The sequence below is a fragment of the Oceanospirillum beijerinckii DSM 7166 genome (genome assembly GCF_000422425.1).
In the GTDB taxonomy this organism is placed as follows: Bacteria; Pseudomonadota; Gammaproteobacteria; order Pseudomonadales; family Halomonadaceae; genus Oceanospirillum; species Oceanospirillum beijerinckii.
This window is the reverse complement of sequence record NZ_AULT01000024.1, coordinates 50,131-69,948: the sequence shown is the minus strand read 5'-3', so window position 1 is coordinate 69,948 and position 19,818 is coordinate 50,131. Positions and strand designations below refer to the sequence as shown.

Below are 19,818 nucleotides of genomic sequence, written 5' to 3'. Positions count from 1 at the left end.
TTGTTATGAAGACTATTCGTAAGCAATTGCTGATAGGCAGTTTGGGACTGACCTTTCTGTCAGTTGCGATTACCCTAGTGCTAATCCTACCCATTAGCTTTTCGGCTTTGGAGAAGCAGACGCATACGCATGCCTCTCGTACCAGTCAATTAGCGGCAGAATCTGTGAAGGTATTCTGGGATGAAGTTGTGCGCAGCTTAAATCTGTTAGCTAGGGTACGCGGCTTGTCCGAATTCTCTGATACGGAGTCCGCTCCTTTAGTTGAGGCCCTGATTCGCCAAAACAATGCTTTTGAGATGGTTGTATTATATGACCGAAAGGGCAAAATCATTGCTCAGAACAGCCCTTATGGCCGTAGAGCGTTAAACTCTGTCAGTAACCAGCCCTTTTTCCGTCGCTCGTTTCTACGTCATGAAGAGTTTTTATCCAACCCCCAATACGATCCTTTCTTAAAAAACCAGTTTGTGGTGGTTTCTCTGCCGATTAGGAACAAAATGGATCGAATCGATGGTGTATTGATGGCTCATGTTAATCTGCACCATATCTCATTTCTGCTCTCTAAGATTCACTCTGATCTGGATGGCTTATCTTATTTACTGGATGTCAGAGGTAATACAATCGCTTCCAGTGTGGAGTTAGAAAAACAGTATCTGGCAGATATGCAGGCAATCATTCTATCCTCCAGCGTACAGCAACAACTCAGGCATTCAGGTCACGCACAGCTGGAGCATTATACCGGAGCCTTAAATCGGCCCGTTCTGGGTAATATTCGAAGCCTGTTTGGTACCCCTTGGTTAGTCGTTGCTGAAGTTCCGTATTCTCTGGTTACCAGTCCAGTGCAGAATATGCTGATATTTTCCCTGCTGGGAGCTTTTGTTGCACTGCTATTTGTGTGGCTGGTGGGGCGTCAGATCGCTCGTAAGATTACTCTTCCTCTTACCGCTTTGGTTGATGCCGCTCAAAAGGTCAGCCGTGGCGACTATCATGCAGATCTAAAGATTGATTCCCATGTGGAGTTTTCTCTACTGTCGACTGCTTTTAATGAAATGGCTTCAAAGGTGGAAAAGTCGATTGAGGATCTTCAGAGTCTCAACGACCAGTTGGAGCTTAGAGTCGAAGATCGGACTAGGGAGCTGTCACGTACGCTGGAGCAACTGCAAAAAGCTCAGCAGGAGCTGATTGAAAGCGAGAAAATGGCCGCTCTGGGTGAGCTGGTGGCCGGTATAGCCCACGAGATTAATACGCCTGTTGGTATTTGTGTCACTGCAGCATCTCACATCAGTGATGATTTGAATGATTTGCAGAAAGCGTTTAAAGAGCAGACACTAACACCCAGCATGCTACAGGAACATATCGATCAGTCTCATGAAGCTCTGGGGCTGATGCGTTCTAACCTGAATCGCGCCTCTCAATTGATCAGCGATTTCAAAAAAGTGGCAGTGGATCAGTCCCATAGCGAGGTGCGTGAGTTCCTGCTGGTAGACTATGTTCGTACTGTAGCCAACTCCCTGACGCCGAGGCTGAAACAGAAGAAGCATAAGGTTGAAGTTACAGGCCCCGAGATGCTGGAAGTGGTACATAACCCAGGGGCGGTGTCGCAGATTATTGTTAATCTGATAATGAACTCCATCATTCATGGCTTTGATGAGCGTCGGGAAGGTTTGATTAAGATTGAGATCAGCCAGCCATCAGCAGATCAAGTGGTGCTGGAATATTCGGATAACGGCTCTGGTATGAATGATGAGCAACTGGCCAAAGTGTTCCACCCCTTCTTCACTACTCGCAGAAGCAGCGGTGGCAGTGGCCTGGGTGGTAATATTATCTACAACTTAGTCACTCAGGTGTTAAAAGGCAGTATTCGGGCTCAGAATGTACCGGAAGGGGGAGCCCGCTTTATCCTGCGTTTTCCTGTAATGACACCTCAACAGCTGTCTGAAGAATCCGCTTGAGTGAGGCTATAATTCTGCATACTATCTAAGCCGTTTTTTATTACTTTTTGAGCGGTATTGGCTATGTATTACCCCGACAGCAAGTTGCCAAAAGTTGGCACCACTATCTTTAGTGTTATGTCTCAGTTGGCAGCTCAGCATAACGCCATCAATCTATCTCAGGGGTTTCCTGATTTCGAAGGACCGGAACAGCTGCGTAAACGTGTGGCTTACCATATCGGTCATAAAGCCAATCAGTACGCCCCTATGACAGGCGTGCAGCCGTTGCGTGAAGCGATTGCCGAAAAAGCCAAGCGCCTTTACGGGGCCAATGTCTGTGCCGATGAAGAGGTCACGGTAACCTCTGGCGCCACCGAAGCGATTTTTGCAGCGATCAGTGCTGTCGTGCGTCAGGGTGATGAAGTGATCGTGTTTGACCCCTGCTATGACTGCTACGAGCCTGCTATTGAGTTGAATGGTGGTATCTGCCGCCATATCTCGCTGACTCTGCCAGAGTTCACCATCGACTGGCAGGCGCTGAAAGAAGCGCTCACTCCACGCACCCGCATGATTATCGTCAATACACCCCATAACCCCAGCGGTGTGACTCTAAGTCGTCAAGATCTTGATAAGCTGGCTGAGCTGGTTCGAGATACACATATTCTGCTATTAGGTGATGAGGTTTACGAACATATTGTATTTGATCAGCAACCGCACTGCAGCCTGTTAACTCATTCTGAGCTGGCAGCACGTAGTTTTGTTGTGTCCTCATTTGGTAAAACCTACCACACCACGGGTTGGAAAGTGGGCTACTGTATTGCACCTAAGCCGCTTTCTGTTGAACTGCGTAAGGTGCACCAGTATCTGACTTTCAGTACCGCAGCACCTTTCCAGCTGGCTATTGCCGACTATATGCTGCATCACCCGGAATATACCGGTGAACTGCCGGGATTTTACCAGGAAAAGCGTGATCTGTTCTGTCAGGTGATTGAGCGCAGTCGCTTTAGTTTTACTCCGGCAAAAGGCACCTATTTCCAGCTGGTGGATTACAGTGCCATCAGCGATATGGATGATGTCAGTTTCTCTCGCTGGTTGACGACAGAAAAGGGCGTTGCCGCGATTCCTGTTTCTGTATTCTGTCAAAACCCTGATCCAGATATGCGACTGGTGCGCTTCTGCTTTGCGAAGAACGAAAAAACCTTACGCGAAGCTGGGGAGTTGCTATGCCAGTTATAAAAACAGGGCCAGCTATAACAACGGTTCAGCCTGTTACTACTGCATATACCATAACGAAGCCAGCTGCAATGGACGCTGTTAAAAAGGATGATGCACTGTGAATGAATTAAGAGTGACCTTAGTGCAGTCAGAACTGCACTGGCACGATGCTGAAGCCAATCTGCAGATGTTTTCTGAGCTGACTGATCCTTTAGAGGGTAAAACCGATCTGATTATCTTACCTGAGATGTTCAGCACCGGTTTTACCATGACCCCGGAACATGTCGCTGAACCAGAACAAGGCCCAGCGTTTCAGTGGTTAGTGCAGCAGGCGGAAAAGCTAAATGCGGCAATCTGTGGCAGTGTGGTCGTACAGAGTGAACAGGGCTATCACAACCGCTTCTACTGGGTGACACCAGAGGGCGACAGCCAGTATTACGATAAACGCCATCTGTTCCGTATGGCCGGTGAACATAAGCACTATCAGGCCGGTGAACAGCGCCTGATTGTTGAATATAAGGGCTGGCGCATTCTGCCACAGATCTGTTACGACCTGCGCTTCCCGGTGTGGAGTCGCAGCCATAACGATTATGATCTGGCGATCTATGTGGCGAACTGGCCGCAGGTACGCAATCACCCCTGGCAAGCATTGTTACAGGCACGGGCCATTGAAAACCTGTGTTATGTCGCCGGTGTAAACCGTGTTGGTGTCGATGGTAATGAACTGCCTTACAGCGGTGATTCTGCTTTGATTGACTTTAAAGGTCATGGCCAACTGCAGGCGAAACCGTGTGAAGTGGAAGTATTAACGACTATGCTGGATCTGAAGGCGCTGGACGATTTTCGTACCGCTTTCCCTGCCAGTAATGATGCGGATAGCTTTACTTTTCTGTAGACAAAAAAAAGCCTGTACAAAAAGCTACAGGCCTACAAGCACAAAGTGTCAATGAAAAGCATCCTTTGGAAAGTCTCTGAAGTGATCTGGTAACAGGAAAAACCAGATCCTGTACTTCAGAGACTCTTGTAGCGACCTGAACAAAAGCGTTGTTATCTAATACCATCCCCGATAAGTTTCTTGATATCAGAGTAGGTTGGATAAGCGAAGCGCCATCCGACACTGACTCCGATACCGGATAATTGTCGGAAGGCACCTTGCGGCTTTTCCGACCTACAACAACCTGTCTGGTTTGGTACAACCCCATATCAAAACGTTTGATATTAAGGCTTTCGATAACTTCTGCGCTGGGCTGAGGCACACAGGCCAGCGCAGATAAACTTTTGTTCAGGTGTCTTGCGATGAAACCGTTCAGTCCTTTTGAACCGTTTCCTATCAATCGATTAGCTGAAGTTCTTTTTCATAAACTTCTGAATCTCACCCACGATACCGCTACGGAACAGCAGTACACAGACTACGAAGATCAGACCCAGAATTACCGGCACCCATGATGCTAACGGACCTTGAGACAGGTAGTTCTGCAGCGTTACAACAGTGGCTGCGCCAACGACAGGGCCGAATATAGTGCCCACACCACCCAGCAGGGTCATCAGGATCACTTCACCAGACATATGCCAGTGTGCATCGGTCAGGGATGACAGCTGGAATACCAGGCTCTTAGTGGAACCGGCCAGGCCAGCCAAGCCCGCAGAGATTACAAATGCGACCAGCTTGTACTTGTCGACGTCGTAACCCAGAGAGATGGCGCGAGGCTCGTTCTCACGGATCGCCTTCAGGATCTGACCAAATGGCGAGTGGATGGTGCGATGGATCAGCGCAAAGCCAAAGATAAAGATGGCAAATACGAAGTAGTACATCGGCAGATTATCTTCCAGGCTGATGAAGCCCAGCAGTTCACCACGCGGGATACCCTGCAGACCGTTCTCACCACCGGTGAACGGTGCCTGAACGTAAAGGAAGAACACCAGCTGGGCCAGTGCCAGCGTAATCATGGCGAAGTAGATACCCTGACGACGAATCGCCAGCTTACCAAAGACAAAACCCATGGCTGCGGAACATACCGTACCGATCAGGATACCGACCTCAGGGGTTACACCCCACTCCATCACAGTGTGACCTGTGATATAGCCGCCAGTGGCCAGGAAGGCTGCGTGACCAAAAGAAAGCAGACCGCCATAACCCAGCATCAGGTTAAAAGCACAGGCGAACAGAGCGAAACACAGAACCTTCATCAGGAATACTGGGTAGATCGCAAACGGCGCGACCAGGCCAATCGCAATCAGAACAAGGAACAATACTTTGGTTCTTGCCATGGACTTATCCACGGCGCTGCTGTTTAAGGCTTGAGTTGTCATGGTTACGCCTCCTTACCAAACAGACCTGCAGGACGTACCAGCAGTACAATAATCATTACCAGGAAGATCACAGTGGTGGATGCTTCCGGGTAGAACACTTTCGTCAGACCTTCGATCAGACCCATCAGCAGACCGGTCACAATTGCACCCATAATGGAGCCCATACCACCGATGACTACCACTGCGAATACGACGATCAACAGGTTGGAACCCATCACCGGGCTTACCGAGTAGATCGGCGCAGCCAGTACACCAGCAAAGGCAGCCAGCGCAACACCGTAACCGTAGGTCAGGGTGATCAGCAGTGGTACGTTGATACCAAATGCCTGCAGCAGTTGTGGGTTTTCGGTACCCGCACGCAGGTAGGAACCCAGCTTGGTACGCTCAATCATGTACCAGGTGCCGAAACAGATAATCAGAGACGCTACGATAATCCAGGCGCGGTAAGTCGGCAGGAACATAAAGCCCAGGTTGTTACCGCCAGTCAGTGCCTGAGGTACAGAGTATGGCTGACCGGATACACCAAAGAAGTGAATAAAGGAGCCTTCAATGATCAGCGCCAGACCAAAGGTCAGCAGCAGACCGTACAGGTGGTCCTCTTTATAAAGACGACGCAGCATGGTTTTCTCAAGGGCAATACCGATTGCCGCGACCACCAGTGGGGCCAGTAACAGAGAAACCCAGTAGTTTACACCCAGGAAGTTCAGACCCAGCCAGGCAACAAACGCACCCAACATGTACTGAGCACCGTGTGCAAAGTTAATAATGTTTAACAGACCAAAAATAATAGCCAAACCAAGACTTAGCAGTGCATAAAACGAACCGTTGATCAGTCCGATCAATAACTGACCAAATAACACTTGTGGCGGAAAACCCAGCAACTCAGCCATAACAAAACCCTTTAACGCTCGTGAAGACGCGACCACCCTCAAACAGGCGTCGTTATTTTTATTGTTTCTTTTGTAGCAGGACACTTAGCTCAACCCCGATAGGGCAGGGTTGAGCCAGATGGCTTGATTCCTGAGAACCAGAGCCATCCAGGTATCAGGTATTAGTTACCTGCAACCAGCTTACACTTAGACTCGGACAGAGGACGGAACGCCTTATCTGCCGGGATGGTGCGCAGAATCTTGTACAGATCCCAGTCACTCTTAGACTCTGAAGGCTTCTTAACTTCAGCCAGGTACATATCGTGGATCATACGACCATCTTCACGAATCTGACCGTTGGTGGCGAAGAAATCGTTGATTGGCGTTTTCTTCATTTGCGCCATTACCGCAGAAGTCTCATCAGTACCCGCTGCTTTAACCGCGTTCAGGTAGTGATTAACCGAGGAGTAAACACCCGCTTGTACCATGGTTGGCTTAGCACCGGTACGCTCTTCGTAGCGTTTTGCCCAGGCGCGGGTCTCGTCAGTACGGTCCCAGTAGAAACCGGTGGTCAGCTGTAGACCTTGTGTGGTTTCCAGGCCCAGACTGTAAACATCTGTCAGGAAGATCAGCAGACCGGCCAGTTTCTGACCTGCATCTACAACACCAAACTCTTTTGCCGTTTTCAGGGCGTTAGTGGTATCTGCACCCGCGTTAGCCAGACCTACAATTTTTGCACCAGAAGCCTGAGCCTGCAGGATGAAAGAGGAGAAGTCGTTGGTAGACAGTGGGTGACGTACGCCGCCGACGACTTTACCGCCGCTTTCTTTAACAACGGTGGTTACGTCGCCTTCCATTGCGTGACCAAATGCGTAGTCGGCTGTCAGGAAGAACCAGCTGTCACCACCTTCTTTTACAACTGCTTCACCAGTACCGTGTGCCAGTGCATAGGTGTCATAAACGTAGTGTACAGAGTTCGCTGTACAGTACTGGTTGGTGATAGCAGAAGATGCTGAACCGGAAACGATAGAGATTTTATCTTTCGCTTCTACCACCTTGTTTACTGCGATCGTTACCGCAGAGGAAACCATACCCGCGACCATATCAACGTTATCAACATCGATCCACTGACGTACTTTGTTTGCGCCGATATCTGGTTTGTTCTGGTCGTCAGCACTTACGATAGTGATTTTCTTACCGTTTACTTTGCCGCCGAAGTCTTCGATCGCCATTTTAGCGGCTTCCAGACCACCAGGACCTGCCAGAGCACTATAAGTACCGGACATATCCGCCAGGTAACCGATACGTACTTCATCATCGGAGATACCTTTAGCTTGAGCTGCACCCGCTGCTGCCATAGCTGATACAACTGCGCTGCACATCAGTTTTTTGATCATTTTCATAGTCCACTCCATTGCTTGTCAGCCTAAACAAAGGGGTTTTGATTCTGTTTAGGTGTTTTTAAGCTTTTTGTTTTTGTTGTTACTCATTGCTTTGGCTTGTTAGCCATTTTCAGTCATTCACAGCGAAATGCTTTTTTTTGCTGCTTCTGACCTCTTTTTCTTTGTCACCGGTTGAAACCGGAGATCTAGACACCGAGATAGGTGTTCAGTAGATCCATCTTCTCTTCCAGCTCATGGCTGGCAATCTCTTCCACAATGGAACCGTGTTCCATCAGATAGTGACGATCCGCTAGAGGTGCCGCAAAACGGAAGTTCTGTTCCACCAGTACGATCGTTAAACCTTTGTCTTTCAGCTTCAGCAGTACTTCGCCCAGGGTCTGTACAATTACCGGAGCCAGACCTTCAGTGATCTCGTCCAGTAACAGCAGGTTGGCACCAGTACGCAGAATACGCGCCATGGCCAGCATCTGCTGCTCACCACCGGACAGTCTGGTACCCTGACTCATGCGGCGCTCATACAGGTTCGGGAACATCTCGTAGATTTCATCCAGAGACATACCACCACTGCGTACGGTCGGTGGCAGCATCAGGTTTTCTTCAACGTTCAGGCTGGAGAAGATGCCACGCTCTTCCGGGCAGAAACCCACGCCCAGATGGGCGATCTGGTGTGCTGGCATGCCTACGGTTTCGTTACCGTTGATCATGATGGAACCGGTACGCTTGCCCACCATATTCATAATGGATTTCAGGGTGGTGGAACGACCGGAACCGTTACGGCCCAGCAGCGTTACCAGCTCACCGCGATTCACCTTCATATCGATGCCGTGCAGGATATGAGACTCACCGTAAAAGGCGTGCAGATCTGCAATACGCAGCTGCTCGGTACCTTTTTTATGTTCGTTTGTGCTCTCGCTGGCCATTTTTACTTCCGCATTCATGCTGCTTCACTCCCCGCTGCTTCAGTACCCATATAGGCTTCACGTACCTGAGGGTTCTGAGACACTTCTTCGTATGGGCCTTCGGTCAATACCGCGCCACGTTGAAGTACAGTAATACGATCAGACAGGCTGGAAACCACGTGCAGGTTGTGCTCAACCATCAGGATGGTACGGCCTGCGGATACTTTCTTGATCAGGTGCATGACACGCTCAACGTCTTCGTGACCCATACCCTGGGTTGGTTCATCCAAGAGCAGCAGTTCAGGTTCCAGTGCCAGCGTAGTGGCCAGCTCCAGTGCACGCTTACGACCGTATGGCATCTCAACGGTGATGGTGTCAGCCCACTTGCCTAGGCCTACTTCTTCCAGCAGTTCCATGGCTCGGTCGTTTAACACGTCCAGGGTTTTGTCTGATTTCCAGAAGTGGAAGGAGGTGCCGGTCTTGCGTTGCAGCGCGATGCGCACGTTATCCATCACGCTCAGGTGAGGGAAAACTGCAGAGATCTGAAAGGAGCGAACCATTCCCATCTTAGCGATGTCGGTCGGTGTTTTATGTGTAATATCCTTGCCGTTAAACAGGATGGTGCCACGGGTTGGCGTTAAAAACTTAGTCAGCAGATTGAAGCACGTTGTTTTACCAGCACCGTTTGGGCCAATCAGCGCATGAATGGTGCCGCGTTCAATATTGAGGTTCACATCATCTACCGCAGTGAAGCCCTTAAACTCTTTCGTCAGAGAGTTCGTCGAGAGGATATAATCTTGCGTCATAAAACCTTCCCAGCCCCTTATCCTGAAAAATGGGGGTTTTGTTATTTTTGTGCTGTGGTATTCAGGTCAGCAGTGGATCAGGTTTAATAGGCGCCTGATCGTGTCAGCCGAAGCCATTGTCAGAACAAACTGTGGCTAGGGTTTGTCACAAATGCACCGAAATGTGCACATGGCAGTAATTGGCTATTTTTCGCTTTACACTGAAGCCATCTAAGGCACTGGTAATACGTTATGTCGTCTGCAACTTCTGATACTTTTTCCTCTGGCTCCGGCCCGTCAAAACCTGGCGCTAAGGCCTATTCCAGAGCGGATAACACCCCAAGGACTACCCTGTTCAGACGCTTCTTTGCGGTAGTGGTGTTGATCATGACCATGATGTTTGTGGTCATCTACTTCTACTCGGTGCCTCTAATACAAAAGGAGGTGTATCAGATTGAACTGAAATCCGCCCGTTTAACGCTAAATAACACTTTTCAGCTTGCCAATACGATGCACAGCAACCTTGAAAGCTATCGAAAACAGGCGTTGGAAGCCCATAAAGAGCGCTTAAAAGCGGTGGTGGATTTGAGTGAAGTGCACCTGGAAGAGGCCTTTGAAGAGGCGCACAGAACCGGTGTTGATTTTGAACAGGCGAAAAAACGTATCTTTGAAGGCCTGCGCAACTTTACCTATGACAACGGGGGTTATATCTGGATTACCGATTATGGCACCCAGGTGCTGTCCCATCCCGATCCTTTTTTCCACAATATGTCCATCGCTAAGCCGGATATGGGGGAACAAACAGAGATTTTGCGTAATTTGGTGCAATCCGCTCAGGAGGAGGGCGAAGGTTTCTATCAGTATCAGTGGCAACGCTTGAATGAGCGAGTACCGACCGGCAAGCTGTCTTATGTGAAAAGCTTCCCCAAATGGGGCTTTGTTATAGGCTCGGGGCTCTATCTGGACGATATCGAACGGGAAGTGGAAAAGCGCAAGCAGGGCATTATCGAAGAGGTGACTAAGGCCCTAGAAGGCGTGACCGTCGGTAAAAGCGGTTATGTGTTTGTGTTTGATAAAGCCGGTAATCTGATTATTCACCCCAGTGCCAAATTGCGTCGCGCCGTAGGCTTTGATCTAAAAGATCCGGTGACCGGACTGCCCATTCTGGAAAACCTGATGAATGTGGCCGACACCGGTAAAGAGTGGCACTACAAGTGGGACAAACCCTCTGATCCGGAAAACTATATCTACGATAAGGTCTCCCTGGCCCGCTCACTGGATGGTTTGGGTTGGTATATCTGTTCCTCAGTCTATGAAGATGAATTGAAGCAAAGTGCTGAGTTGCTCAGTGAGCGCATCCTCACTATTGCACTGTTCTCCACCCTGATTGCTACTGCGCTGGCACTGTTCTTTATCCGCCGGATTACCCGGCCCATCAATCAACTGGCAAGTACTGCTGAGCAGATTCGTGCCGGTGATCTGACCGCCACCAGTGGTGTGGTGCGCAATGATGAGATCGGTGTGCTGGCGCAAACCTTCGATACCATGGTGCAACGTCTGCACGACAATATTCAGACCCTGGATGATGAGGTACAAAGCCGCACCCAGGAGCTGGCGCAACAGGAAGAGCGTCAGCGCCTGATTCTTGACGCCCTGCCTGCCCAGATCGCTTATCTGGATAAAAACCTGAAGTATATCTTTGTTAATCAGGGTTATGCGGAGATGTTTAACCGCAGTAAAGAGGAGATTGTAGGCAAGTCCTCGACCGATATTCTGGGCAGCGAGATGATGGCAAGTATTCATCATCAGATTGATCAGTGTCTGGCGGGAAAACCCTCGGTGTATGAGTACTCCTTTACTCAGGATCAGCGTCAGGTGATCACCAAACGTAAACTGATTCCTTATCTGTCCGATAAGGGGGAGGTGATCGGCGTCTTGAACCTGTCGCTTGATATCACCAGTGAAAAAGATGCTGAAATAAAACTGATGGAAGCCCAGCGTATGAGTGCTGCCGGTCAGTTAGCCGGTGGTCTGGCCCATGACTTTAATAATCTACTCACCGTGATTATGGGTAATCTGCTGGCGGCCAAGGATCACTTTGACGAGGTCGAAGGGCTGAAGCGCTATATCAACCCTGCCATTCGTGCCTCCCGCCGTGGTGCGGATATTACCGGACGTTTGCTGGCCTTCTCCCGTCGACAGGCCCTGGCCCCCTGTGCGGTAGATCTGCGTGAGCTGTTGGAAGAAACCACCGAACTGCTGGAAGGCTCTTTGCCGGACAATATCAACGTTAGCAGTCATATCGTTGATAACCCGCAACTGGTAGTTGATCCTGGGCAGTTGGAAAATGCGCTGGTGAATCTAGCGCTAAATGCCCGTGATGCCATGCCGGAAGGTGGTGACATTACCTTTAATATCCAGATGCTGACCGTCACTACACCCCTGAACTACGACGATCTGGTACCACCAGGGCGGTACGTGGAGATTCAGATCAATGATACCGGAGCCGGTTTCTCTTCTGAGGCCAAAACCCTGGCCTATGAACCCTTCTTTACTACCAAGAGTGTTGGTGAAGGCACGGGCCTGGGCCTGAGTATGGTCTATGGTTTTATCAAACAATCCAGAGGCTTTATCGCGATTAATAGTGAACCGGGCAAGGGCGCGTCTATCTCCCTGCTACTGCCACTAAAATTGACGGTAGAAGCTCGCAAAAATGTCACCGGTATAAATATATCAACTACAAATAGTGCCATAGAGGATAAAGCAACGTGCGGTATAGCCACGGGAGGAACTGAGGATCGTACAGCTACAGGCAATAGGGCCACTGGAGAGCTAATCCTACTGGTCGAAGATGACAGTGATGTGCGTATGGTGGTACGGGATCAACTCACCAGCTTAGGCTACACGGTTATCGAAGCCTGTGATGCCGATGAAGCGGAGCAGCTGATCACCACGCTGGACAGTATTGAAGGCCTGGTATCCGATGTCAATATGCCCGGTAGGTTGGATGGTTTTGGCTTGGCAGAGCTGATGTATCAGCATAATCCTGATAGCCAGAGATTGATTATCAGTGGAAATGAGTACGAACAAGACTCACCGGTCAGCTCGAAAAAGTATCAGATATTGCGTAAACCTTTTGATAAAGCTACGTTAGAGCGTGCAATGGCTCAAGCCAAGGAGCTTTCTGGACACCTTAAGTCGTAAAGAAGCTCCTTATATAAGGCTTTATTATTACAATAAAAACAAGAAGTAATTCAGGTTTACAAGCAGATAATCAATGAGAAAGACTAGCCTTATATATATGGTCGATGACGACCAGGATATTTGTGATCTGGCCAGTTCTGAACTGAGTGCATATGGATATCAAGTGCAAGCATTTCATACTGGCAAAAAAGCTCAGGAGGCACTGGAACGCTGCGCCCCAACACTGTGTATTATCGATCTGGGTTTACCGGATATGGATGGTCTGGCATTGGTGCGTCAGCTATATAACCGCCCGGATGTCGGGGTGCTGATTTTGTCCGGTCGCGGCAGCCTGCCCGACCGGGTCTTAGGTCTGGAACTGGGCGCGGATGACTATATCACCAAACCGTTTGAACCCCGTTATCTGGTGGCACGGGTTGAAAGCCTGATCCGCCGTCTGGATCGCACGGAGGTGGTGTCTGCCAATACCATCAAGCAGGCGCTGTTTGCCGGGTGGCAATATAACCCGTCGACGCTGACTCTGAGTCATGAGGATGATCATGATGGCACGGATAACCAGGTGCTGAGCACCGCAGAATCGGATCTGTTGATGACTCTGTTACGGGCACCGAAACAGATTTTATCCCGCGATAGACTGTTAGGTGAACAGGCGATCCCTTATGACCGCAGTATCGACTCCAGAATGTCGCGACTGCGTAAAAAGATCGAAGTGAACCCTAAAGAACCGCAGATTATTAAAACCGTGTACGGTGCCGGTTATATTCTGGCCGCAGATGTAGAGTGGGCGGAGATTAGTATAGACTGATCTCGACGTTATAAGATGATTCGAATTAGGGCGTACGAAGGCTGGGAAGAGCGAGGGTAGGCTATTGGGAAATGGGTACAATGTGTATCTGTTCCCCAATATGGAGTGTGTGATCAGCGCCGCCGATATCAATTATCGTGTCAGCCCTGCGCGCCATTGCTGTTAGCCATAACCCGCTTAGAGAAATGCTGTAATACCACCTCACCCTCTTTAAACACAGTCAGCTCACCTGTCTGCATAGTGTTCCACGCTTCATTATCGGTCAGTGGTTGAGTGGCAATCACTGTCACCACATCATTCGGTGTGGTTTCTTTCTTAAAGTCTACTGTCATCTCGACATCTGACAGGTTTGCCTCACCAAACGGCGCACGGCGGGTGATCCAGTTTAACTTGGTTGAACAGTACGCAAATAGATAATCGCCATTAGACAGCAGCATATTAAATACGCCCTTGTCTCTTAACTGCTCACACCACGTGTGCAACGCCATGCTTAATGGCTCTACTGCACATTGGTCCGTAAAATTTAAGCGAATCTGTGCCAGTAGCCAGCAAAATGCTTGTTCACTATCAGTAGAACCTACGGGTAGATAAAAGCTGGCGGGGAAATGTCCTGGAGCATCTTCCAGTTGCCCGTTATGAGCACAGCTCCAGTAGCGCCCCCACATTTCACGACTGAACGGATGAGTGTTTTCCAAGCAGATTTCACCCACATTAGCCTGGCGAATATGGCTGATAACGACCTTGCTCTTAATAGGGTAGTTCTGAATCAACTGAGCAATTTCAGAATCAACGGATGGTTTAGGATCGCGGAATTCACGATAGCCTTTGCCCTCGTAAAACGCGATTCCCCAGCCATCCTTATGGGGGCCGGTATCTCCCCCCCGCTTGATCAAGCCGCTAAAACTAAAACAGATATCTGTTGGTACATTGGCACTCATGCCTAACAGTTCACACATGTGACGCTTGCTTTCCTCTGTTCAGTCTTTTACTTACAGCGATAGATCATTATCGCGTTTCGCTTCTTCTTTCTGTTGACGGGCTGCAGTACGACGCTGCACAAAGCGACGGTATAACCAGAAGGCACCTGCAAACAGTGCAATATTAGCCAAACCTACGGCGATATAGACCCACAATAGATCAGAACCGCCTGGTGTTGAATTAAGAGGCTTATCGTTTGGATCCAGCAAATTCATGCGCTCTTTTTTCTTTTCTTCCTCAGGTGCAGGCTCGTCAGCACCTTCTGCCCCTGCACTATCACCAGTCTCTTCTGGTGGCAATGCCTGTGGTTGAACAGCCGATTCTTCTTCCATAGTAGAAACCTGGGGCTCAGGATTCAGAGAAGGAATCACAATAGGCTCCAGTTCAACATCCAGAGGTTTACCCTCAACGGTGCCTTTTGCAAATAGGCGAATCACCTGCTCTTTATCGCGATTCAGTTCAGGAAGTTTCATGGTCCAGCTTTCCTGGCTGGCCAGTGCCGCTTGCAGATTTAAACCCTGAACCGAAGCCGTAATTTGTACATCCCTGGAGTTCAGCTCTGGCAGAACCTTGGTAAAAAAGACCCGGGTTGGATCATTGCCTTCGTCATAATCAACACTGGTGCTGACAATATCCTGAACAGACACTGGCTGAGAAACCGATCTCTGGAAAGTTTTACCATCCAGATTCACCTTAATACGGAAGTTACCCGTTTTATTAAACGGTCCCAGCTCGGTTTCAAAGTAACCTGCAGCCCCGGGCTTACCAGTCAATATATCTGATTTAAGCACCTGATCACTATCTGACACCTGCTCCGCATTTAGCGTCATCACCTTCAGGAATTCTGACCGGGTAATCAGCTCGCCTTCTTCTGTAATCGAGGCCTCGATATCCAGGCTCAGGCCACGGAACAGGGTCGCCGGCACATCACTGGTCTGCAGACTCAAATCAGATACCACCGTTACCCGGTTCTCAGGGTGCATCTCTGTTTCGATTAACCACTCACCATCCTCTGGGTCTGTGACTGTGATCAGATCGTAGTGAGTTTCATAATGCCAACGGATATTGTCCGGCTTATCCAATGAAGTATAACGGGTGCCGCTTGGCGATATCAGGAATACACGTTGACTATTTGGTTTGTGGAATACCAGTGCGGTGAACTCATTAATACTGCTGTCTACCAGGAATCGGTTATTTTCCAGCGGTACCTGTTCACTTGGAGCAGTGCGGTCCAGTGCCTGAACAAACAGTTGCATCAGCTCCTCTGCATTATTTGCAACCGCAGCCAGGCCACCGGTGCGCTGTGCCAATTTAAGCATCAAATCCTTATCAGCGTTATCCGATAATGCAACGGTATGAATAGTAAAGCCCGCTTTCTGCAGCTTAGGTAGCAGGTCAAATTGAATATCATCACGGGAACGATTATTTTCAATGCGCTTTTGGCGCTCACTACCCGCTTCTGAAATATCCACTAAACCATCTGTCAGTAAGATGATATGACGATCAAAACCACCATTACCACGCTTAGAGTCGTAAGTGGAGCGCTCCAGCGCATTTTCTATATCGGTGAACAGTGCTGAAGAGGTGATATCACGACTGCGACTACGAGCTTGACTGCGCCAGTCTTCATTCACATTTTCATGGGGCACCAAAGCGTTAACATACTCACCAAAGGTCCACACTCCGGCTTTACTGCCCTCAGGCAACAGGTCAACCAGCAGATTTAATGCAGGCACCCTTAAATTATTCGGATCGTTTTCTTTCATACTGCCGGAAATATCGATCAACACCCGAACATCCGGTTTACTATTTGCAGCCAACCCCAGTGGGGATACAAGTAGCAGACACAGGGTGCAGACAATACTCAGAACTTTTTCGATACGAAGATCATTTGAGAGTGCCATTACTGATCCTTACTTAATTACAAACTTGCCTTAAAGAGCATTTAACTGACGGCTATAAACTAACAAACTAAACAATCGTCTCTGCCAACTTACGTCCATGCTCAGTGACATACCAGCGAGCACCCCAACCACTGTTTACTTTGCCCGCGAAACCTTTGCCTACGAGTACCGCCAGGCTCTTCTGCAGGTCGGATTCATCCAGCTCGGTTTCTGCACTTAAACCCGATAGGGCTCGGTAGATATGACGACCACTGGACAAGCTTTTCAATACCGCTGTTGAAGTCACATCCAGAGTATCCAGCTCAGTTTCAGAAACAACTAACGCTGCTTCCTGCTCGGTTTCGGTTTCAAGCAGAGGTGTCAGAGCATCCTGTAGCTGCTTCAGTTCCTGCTTCAGTTCTTCAACTTGAGTTTTAGCATACTCAGAAGCCACCAGTGAGCGATCCAATGCATTCGTCACAACCATACGGGATCCGATAGCCGCAATCAGGCAGATACCTGTATAGATTAGCATTTTTGCGGAATCCGTCTGGCTGAGTACCACAATATCACTACCCATAAGGTCCAGAACAACCGGAACCAGGAACGAAGCCCCAACACCAACCACCAAACAGCGTGCCAGTGCCACTGTATCTTTATTATTCTGATTAAGCAGATAGAAGTTAATCAGACCACCAAAAACCCCTGCCATCAGCATGACAAAAGTAAGAATAACAACGTGTGATACCATGTTTTATTTTCCCGAACCGTTTCCGTGTTTGAAGCTGCAATGACGATACCTGAGTGACTCATCACCAGACGCCAGTTACCACCCACTAAAATTAAATGGGGATATTGTTATGCATTCCCCTGTTACACACAATGGAAAATGTGCGTAAAAATATATTCTTTAACAGTTAGTTATTACTAAATCACTTTTTCGGCCCCGTCCATTGAAGGCTCCACTTTTTCCCTATCTGCATTGTGTGGCTCACGCTGCTTATCCTCTTTTTCAACACTGAGGCGGCGGCTAATCCACCAGCCGGCAAACCACAGCAGATACCCCAATGACAGAACGGCAATCAGCGGTAACCCAGCACGCTTCCAGCCATCCCCACCTAAAGTGACACCTTCAAAGACGGCAACGGTAATAGCGGGAGCAAGCGGCCCGGTAGCATCCTGCTGCACATACCAAGGCATCGCCATTAATACCAGAACGGTTACCCGTAAAAAACCTTTAACACCGCTATGCCAGTTGCGCGTCATTCTGAGCGTGACAAGCATTACCACCAAAGCGGATAATGCATAGATCGCCCAGATCCAAGTCTGATAATTTTCAAAAGTCATAACTGCGGTTTCCGTTGTCGGCATTAACACCCTGATTTTTAAGCATCCTATTATGTCTCAAGCCAAACAAAATAACGACCACCCAAACTTTTTAAAACGCGAACTACCGGAAGATTCTGAGCTTTGGCTTGAAGAGAAGTCTCAACAAACCCTGGATTATCTGGCAGCCCAAAACCTGGAAGCGGATAAATGGCTCAATTCATCTCTTCAGGAGCAACTGTTTCAGGAAATTCGTCACCGTACACCTTTGAATTACGACAGTTATCCTACAGATCTGGAGTACTTCAGCTACTTTGTCCGACACCACGAAGCTCTGAACTATCCCCAGTATTGGCGCTACCCGATTGGGTTGAAAGATAACGCCAAGTGCTATCTGGACATCAACCCCTGGGCCAAAGACGAAAACTATTTTGATCTGGGTGATTTAGCAATCTCTCCAGATGAGATGCTGTTGGCCATGACTCTGGACACCGAGGGTGATGAGCAGTATCAACTGCAGCTACTGGACCTGAACAGTGGTGAAATCACCTATTTTGATGATCTGCCACCACTGACCTCAGACATTATCTGGAGCGAAGATCAAAGCCTGCTGCTTTGTTTTCCTCTGGATGATACTCAGCGTCCCTGGCAGGTGATGGTGCTCAATATTCAGACCGGTGAACAACACGTTATTTTTACCGAAGAAGATGCCCGCTTTTGGGTTGGATGCAGCAAGAGTCGCGATAAGCAGACTCTCTTTATCGAAAGCTTAAGCAAGCAAAGCTCAGAGTACTACTTTGTTTCTGCCAAAGACCCTTTGGCACCGCTGCAACTGATCAGTCCCAGGGAAGAGGGCCATGAATACCATGCCGATAGCCTGGGTGATACCCTCTATATCCGCAGTAATTGCCAGCATCCATGCTTCAGCCTTCTGTCTGTTAAAAAGCAACACACACCTCTGAATAAGGTGCAGCTGATTGAAAGCGCTGTGATTGAGCCTGGTTGTCAGTACACCACCTTTGAAGGCTTTGAGCTGTTTGATCGCCATCTGATGATCCTGAGTCGTGATCATACTCTGGGCCAACAGCATTTGTTTATCAAAAGCCTGAACGGCCAACTCCAGCATGAATTCAAGGCCCCGTTTCCTCTGGTATCGATCAACCTGTCAGACAACCCGCTTAGTAACAGTCAACTTGTGCGTTTAGAGCTGGAATCCTTTAACCAGCCACCGGCACTGTATCAATATGATATGGCTAACCAGCAGCTGGACTGTCTGAAACGTATGCCACTGAACAACACTGACCTGAGCCAGTTCAGCAGTAAACAGATCACCGTACCGACCTGGGATGGTAATACACTGCCCATTAGCCTGGTAGGGCAAACAAACATCTTAGACAGTGATAAACCAGCCCCTATGCTACTGTATGTCTACGGCGCTTATGGCGATGCTTTGGATCCCTGGTTCTCCGGTAGCCGCTTAAGCCTGATGGAGCGAGGCGTCGTGTTTGCGGTGGCTCACCTGCGAGGCGGGGGTGACTGTGGTGAGCATTGGTATCATCAGGGGCGACTGGGCTACAAAGAAAATAGTATTCGGGATCTGCAAAGCTCAATCCAAGGACTGATTCAACGGAATATTACCAGCCCCCAACAACTGGTAATACAAGGAGGGAGTGCTGCTGGCATTGTACTGGGTGCGATCTATAACCGTATCCCTGAACTGATAACAGGCATACTGGCCGAAGTACCTTTTGTTGATGTATTGCGTACCATGTCCCGTCCGGAGCTTCCATTAACAGTGACGGAGTACGAAGAGTGGGGAGACCCAGGCAATATAGAAGATCATTGGCGCATCCGCCACTATAGCCCGCTCGATAATCTCAGACTGACTGCACAGGATTCTATATCCACAGGCAAGCCTCTACTCTGGATCGAAGCAGGTCTGAATGACCCAAGGGTACAATACTGGGAGCCGGCCAAATGGCACTACCGTCTACAGCAAGCCGGGATCAATAACGTATATCTACGCACCCGTATGGACTCTGGTCACGCGGGAGGTTCTGGGCGGGATCAAAGCTATCAAGAAATCGCCGAAAGCCAGAGTGTTGTACTTAAGATGCTCGGACTGGCTCCTGGGGCTTGATCCAACGAATGCCCTAAACAACGATATGTAAAATACTTATACCTTGAGCAGGTAGCGCCCAGGTTCCATTGTT

General features: G+C 49.0%; 15 protein-coding genes. 6 read left to right on the top strand and 9 right to left on the bottom strand.

What is annotated here, in order from left to right:
- Window positions 1-5 precede the first annotated feature (5 nt).
- From H579_RS27795 to H579_RS0108600, 3 genes are all read left to right on the top strand, one after another.
- The gene (locus H579_RS27795; RefSeq protein WP_051227459.1) at window positions 6-1,949 is read left to right on the top strand and encodes a sensor histidine kinase; all 1,944 of its coding nucleotides are present in this window, start codon (window positions 6-8) and stop codon (window positions 1,947-1,949) included.
- 63 nt (window positions 1,950-2,012) lie between these two features.
- Window positions 2,013-3,164, top strand: coding sequence for a pyridoxal phosphate-dependent aminotransferase (locus H579_RS0108605; RefSeq protein WP_028300332.1), 1,152 nt, complete (start codon window positions 2,013-2,015; stop codon window positions 3,162-3,164).
- 97 nt (window positions 3,165-3,261) lie between these two features.
- Window positions 3,262-4,038, top strand: coding sequence for an amidohydrolase (locus H579_RS0108600; RefSeq protein ID WP_028300331.1), 777 nt, complete (start codon window positions 3,262-3,264; stop codon window positions 4,036-4,038).
- Window positions 4,039-4,481: 443 nt separating this feature from the next.
- Here the strand turns inward: H579_RS0108600 and H579_RS0108595 are convergent, their stop codons facing one another.
- From H579_RS0108595 to H579_RS0108575, 5 genes are all read right to left on the bottom strand, one after another.
- Window positions 4,482-5,453: a branched-chain amino acid ABC transporter permease gene (locus H579_RS0108595; RefSeq protein ID WP_028300330.1), complete on the bottom strand. Its 972-nt coding sequence runs from the start codon at window positions 5,451-5,453 to the stop codon at window positions 4,482-4,484.
- A gap of 2 nt (window positions 5,454-5,455) precedes the next feature.
- Complete coding sequence (locus H579_RS0108590; protein ID WP_028300329.1) at window positions 5,456-6,343, bottom strand: branched-chain amino acid ABC transporter permease; 888 nt, start codon at window positions 6,341-6,343, stop codon at window positions 5,456-5,458.
- A gap of 161 nt (window positions 6,344-6,504) precedes the next feature.
- Complete coding sequence (locus H579_RS0108585) at window positions 6,505-7,725, bottom strand: ABC transporter substrate-binding protein (RefSeq protein WP_028300328.1); 1,221 nt, start codon at window positions 7,723-7,725, stop codon at window positions 6,505-6,507.
- A 185-nt stretch (window positions 7,726-7,910) separates the two neighbouring features.
- Complete coding sequence (locus H579_RS0108580; protein WP_281167032.1) at window positions 7,911-8,663, bottom strand: ABC transporter ATP-binding protein; 753 nt, start codon at window positions 8,661-8,663, stop codon at window positions 7,911-7,913.
- Window positions 8,660-9,430, bottom strand: coding sequence for an ABC transporter ATP-binding protein (locus H579_RS0108575; RefSeq protein WP_028300326.1), 771 nt, complete (start codon window positions 9,428-9,430; stop codon window positions 8,660-8,662). The genes H579_RS0108580 and H579_RS0108575 overlap by 4 nt, the downstream gene beginning before the upstream one ends.
- A gap of 231 nt (window positions 9,431-9,661) precedes the next feature.
- Between H579_RS0108575 and H579_RS24930 the strand changes: the two genes are divergently transcribed.
- Both H579_RS24930 and H579_RS0108565 read left to right on the top strand, forming a co-directional pair.
- Window positions 9,662-12,613 (top strand): cache domain-containing protein, encoded by a 2,952-nt coding sequence (locus H579_RS24930; protein ID WP_084624035.1) that lies wholly within the window; start codon window positions 9,662-9,664, stop codon window positions 12,611-12,613.
- Window positions 12,614-12,686: 73 nt separating this feature from the next.
- On the top strand, window positions 12,687-13,418 hold the full coding sequence (locus tag H579_RS0108565) for a response regulator transcription factor (protein ID WP_028300325.1): 732 nt from the start codon (window positions 12,687-12,689) through the stop codon (window positions 13,416-13,418).
- A 140-nt stretch (window positions 13,419-13,558) separates the two neighbouring features.
- Here the strand turns inward: H579_RS0108565 and H579_RS0108560 are convergent, their stop codons facing one another.
- From H579_RS0108560 to H579_RS0108545, 4 genes are all read right to left on the bottom strand, one after another.
- Entirely contained in the window at window positions 13,559-14,374 is an 816-nt protein-coding gene (locus tag H579_RS0108560; protein WP_028300324.1) for a class II glutamine amidotransferase, read from the bottom strand.
- A gap of 33 nt (window positions 14,375-14,407) precedes the next feature.
- Complete coding sequence (locus H579_RS24925; RefSeq protein WP_051227458.1) at window positions 14,408-16,300, bottom strand: VWA domain-containing protein; 1,893 nt, start codon at window positions 16,298-16,300, stop codon at window positions 14,408-14,410.
- 67 nt (window positions 16,301-16,367) lie between these two features.
- A complete protein-coding gene (locus H579_RS0108550) occupies window positions 16,368-17,030 on the bottom strand; it encodes a YEATS-associated helix-containing protein (RefSeq protein ID WP_028300323.1) in 663 nt (220 codons plus the stop codon).
- Window positions 17,031-17,206: 176 nt separating this feature from the next.
- A complete protein-coding gene (locus H579_RS0108545; RefSeq protein WP_157834581.1) occupies window positions 17,207-17,626 on the bottom strand; it encodes a hypothetical protein in 420 nt (139 codons plus the stop codon).
- Window positions 17,627-17,678: 52 nt separating this feature from the next.
- Here H579_RS0108545 and H579_RS0108540 point away from each other — a divergent pair, with 52 nt between their 5' ends.
- Entirely contained in the window at window positions 17,679-19,745 is a 2,067-nt protein-coding gene (locus H579_RS0108540; RefSeq protein WP_028300321.1) for a prolyl oligopeptidase family serine peptidase, read from the top strand.
- The last annotated feature ends 73 nt before the right edge of the window (window positions 19,746-19,818 follow it).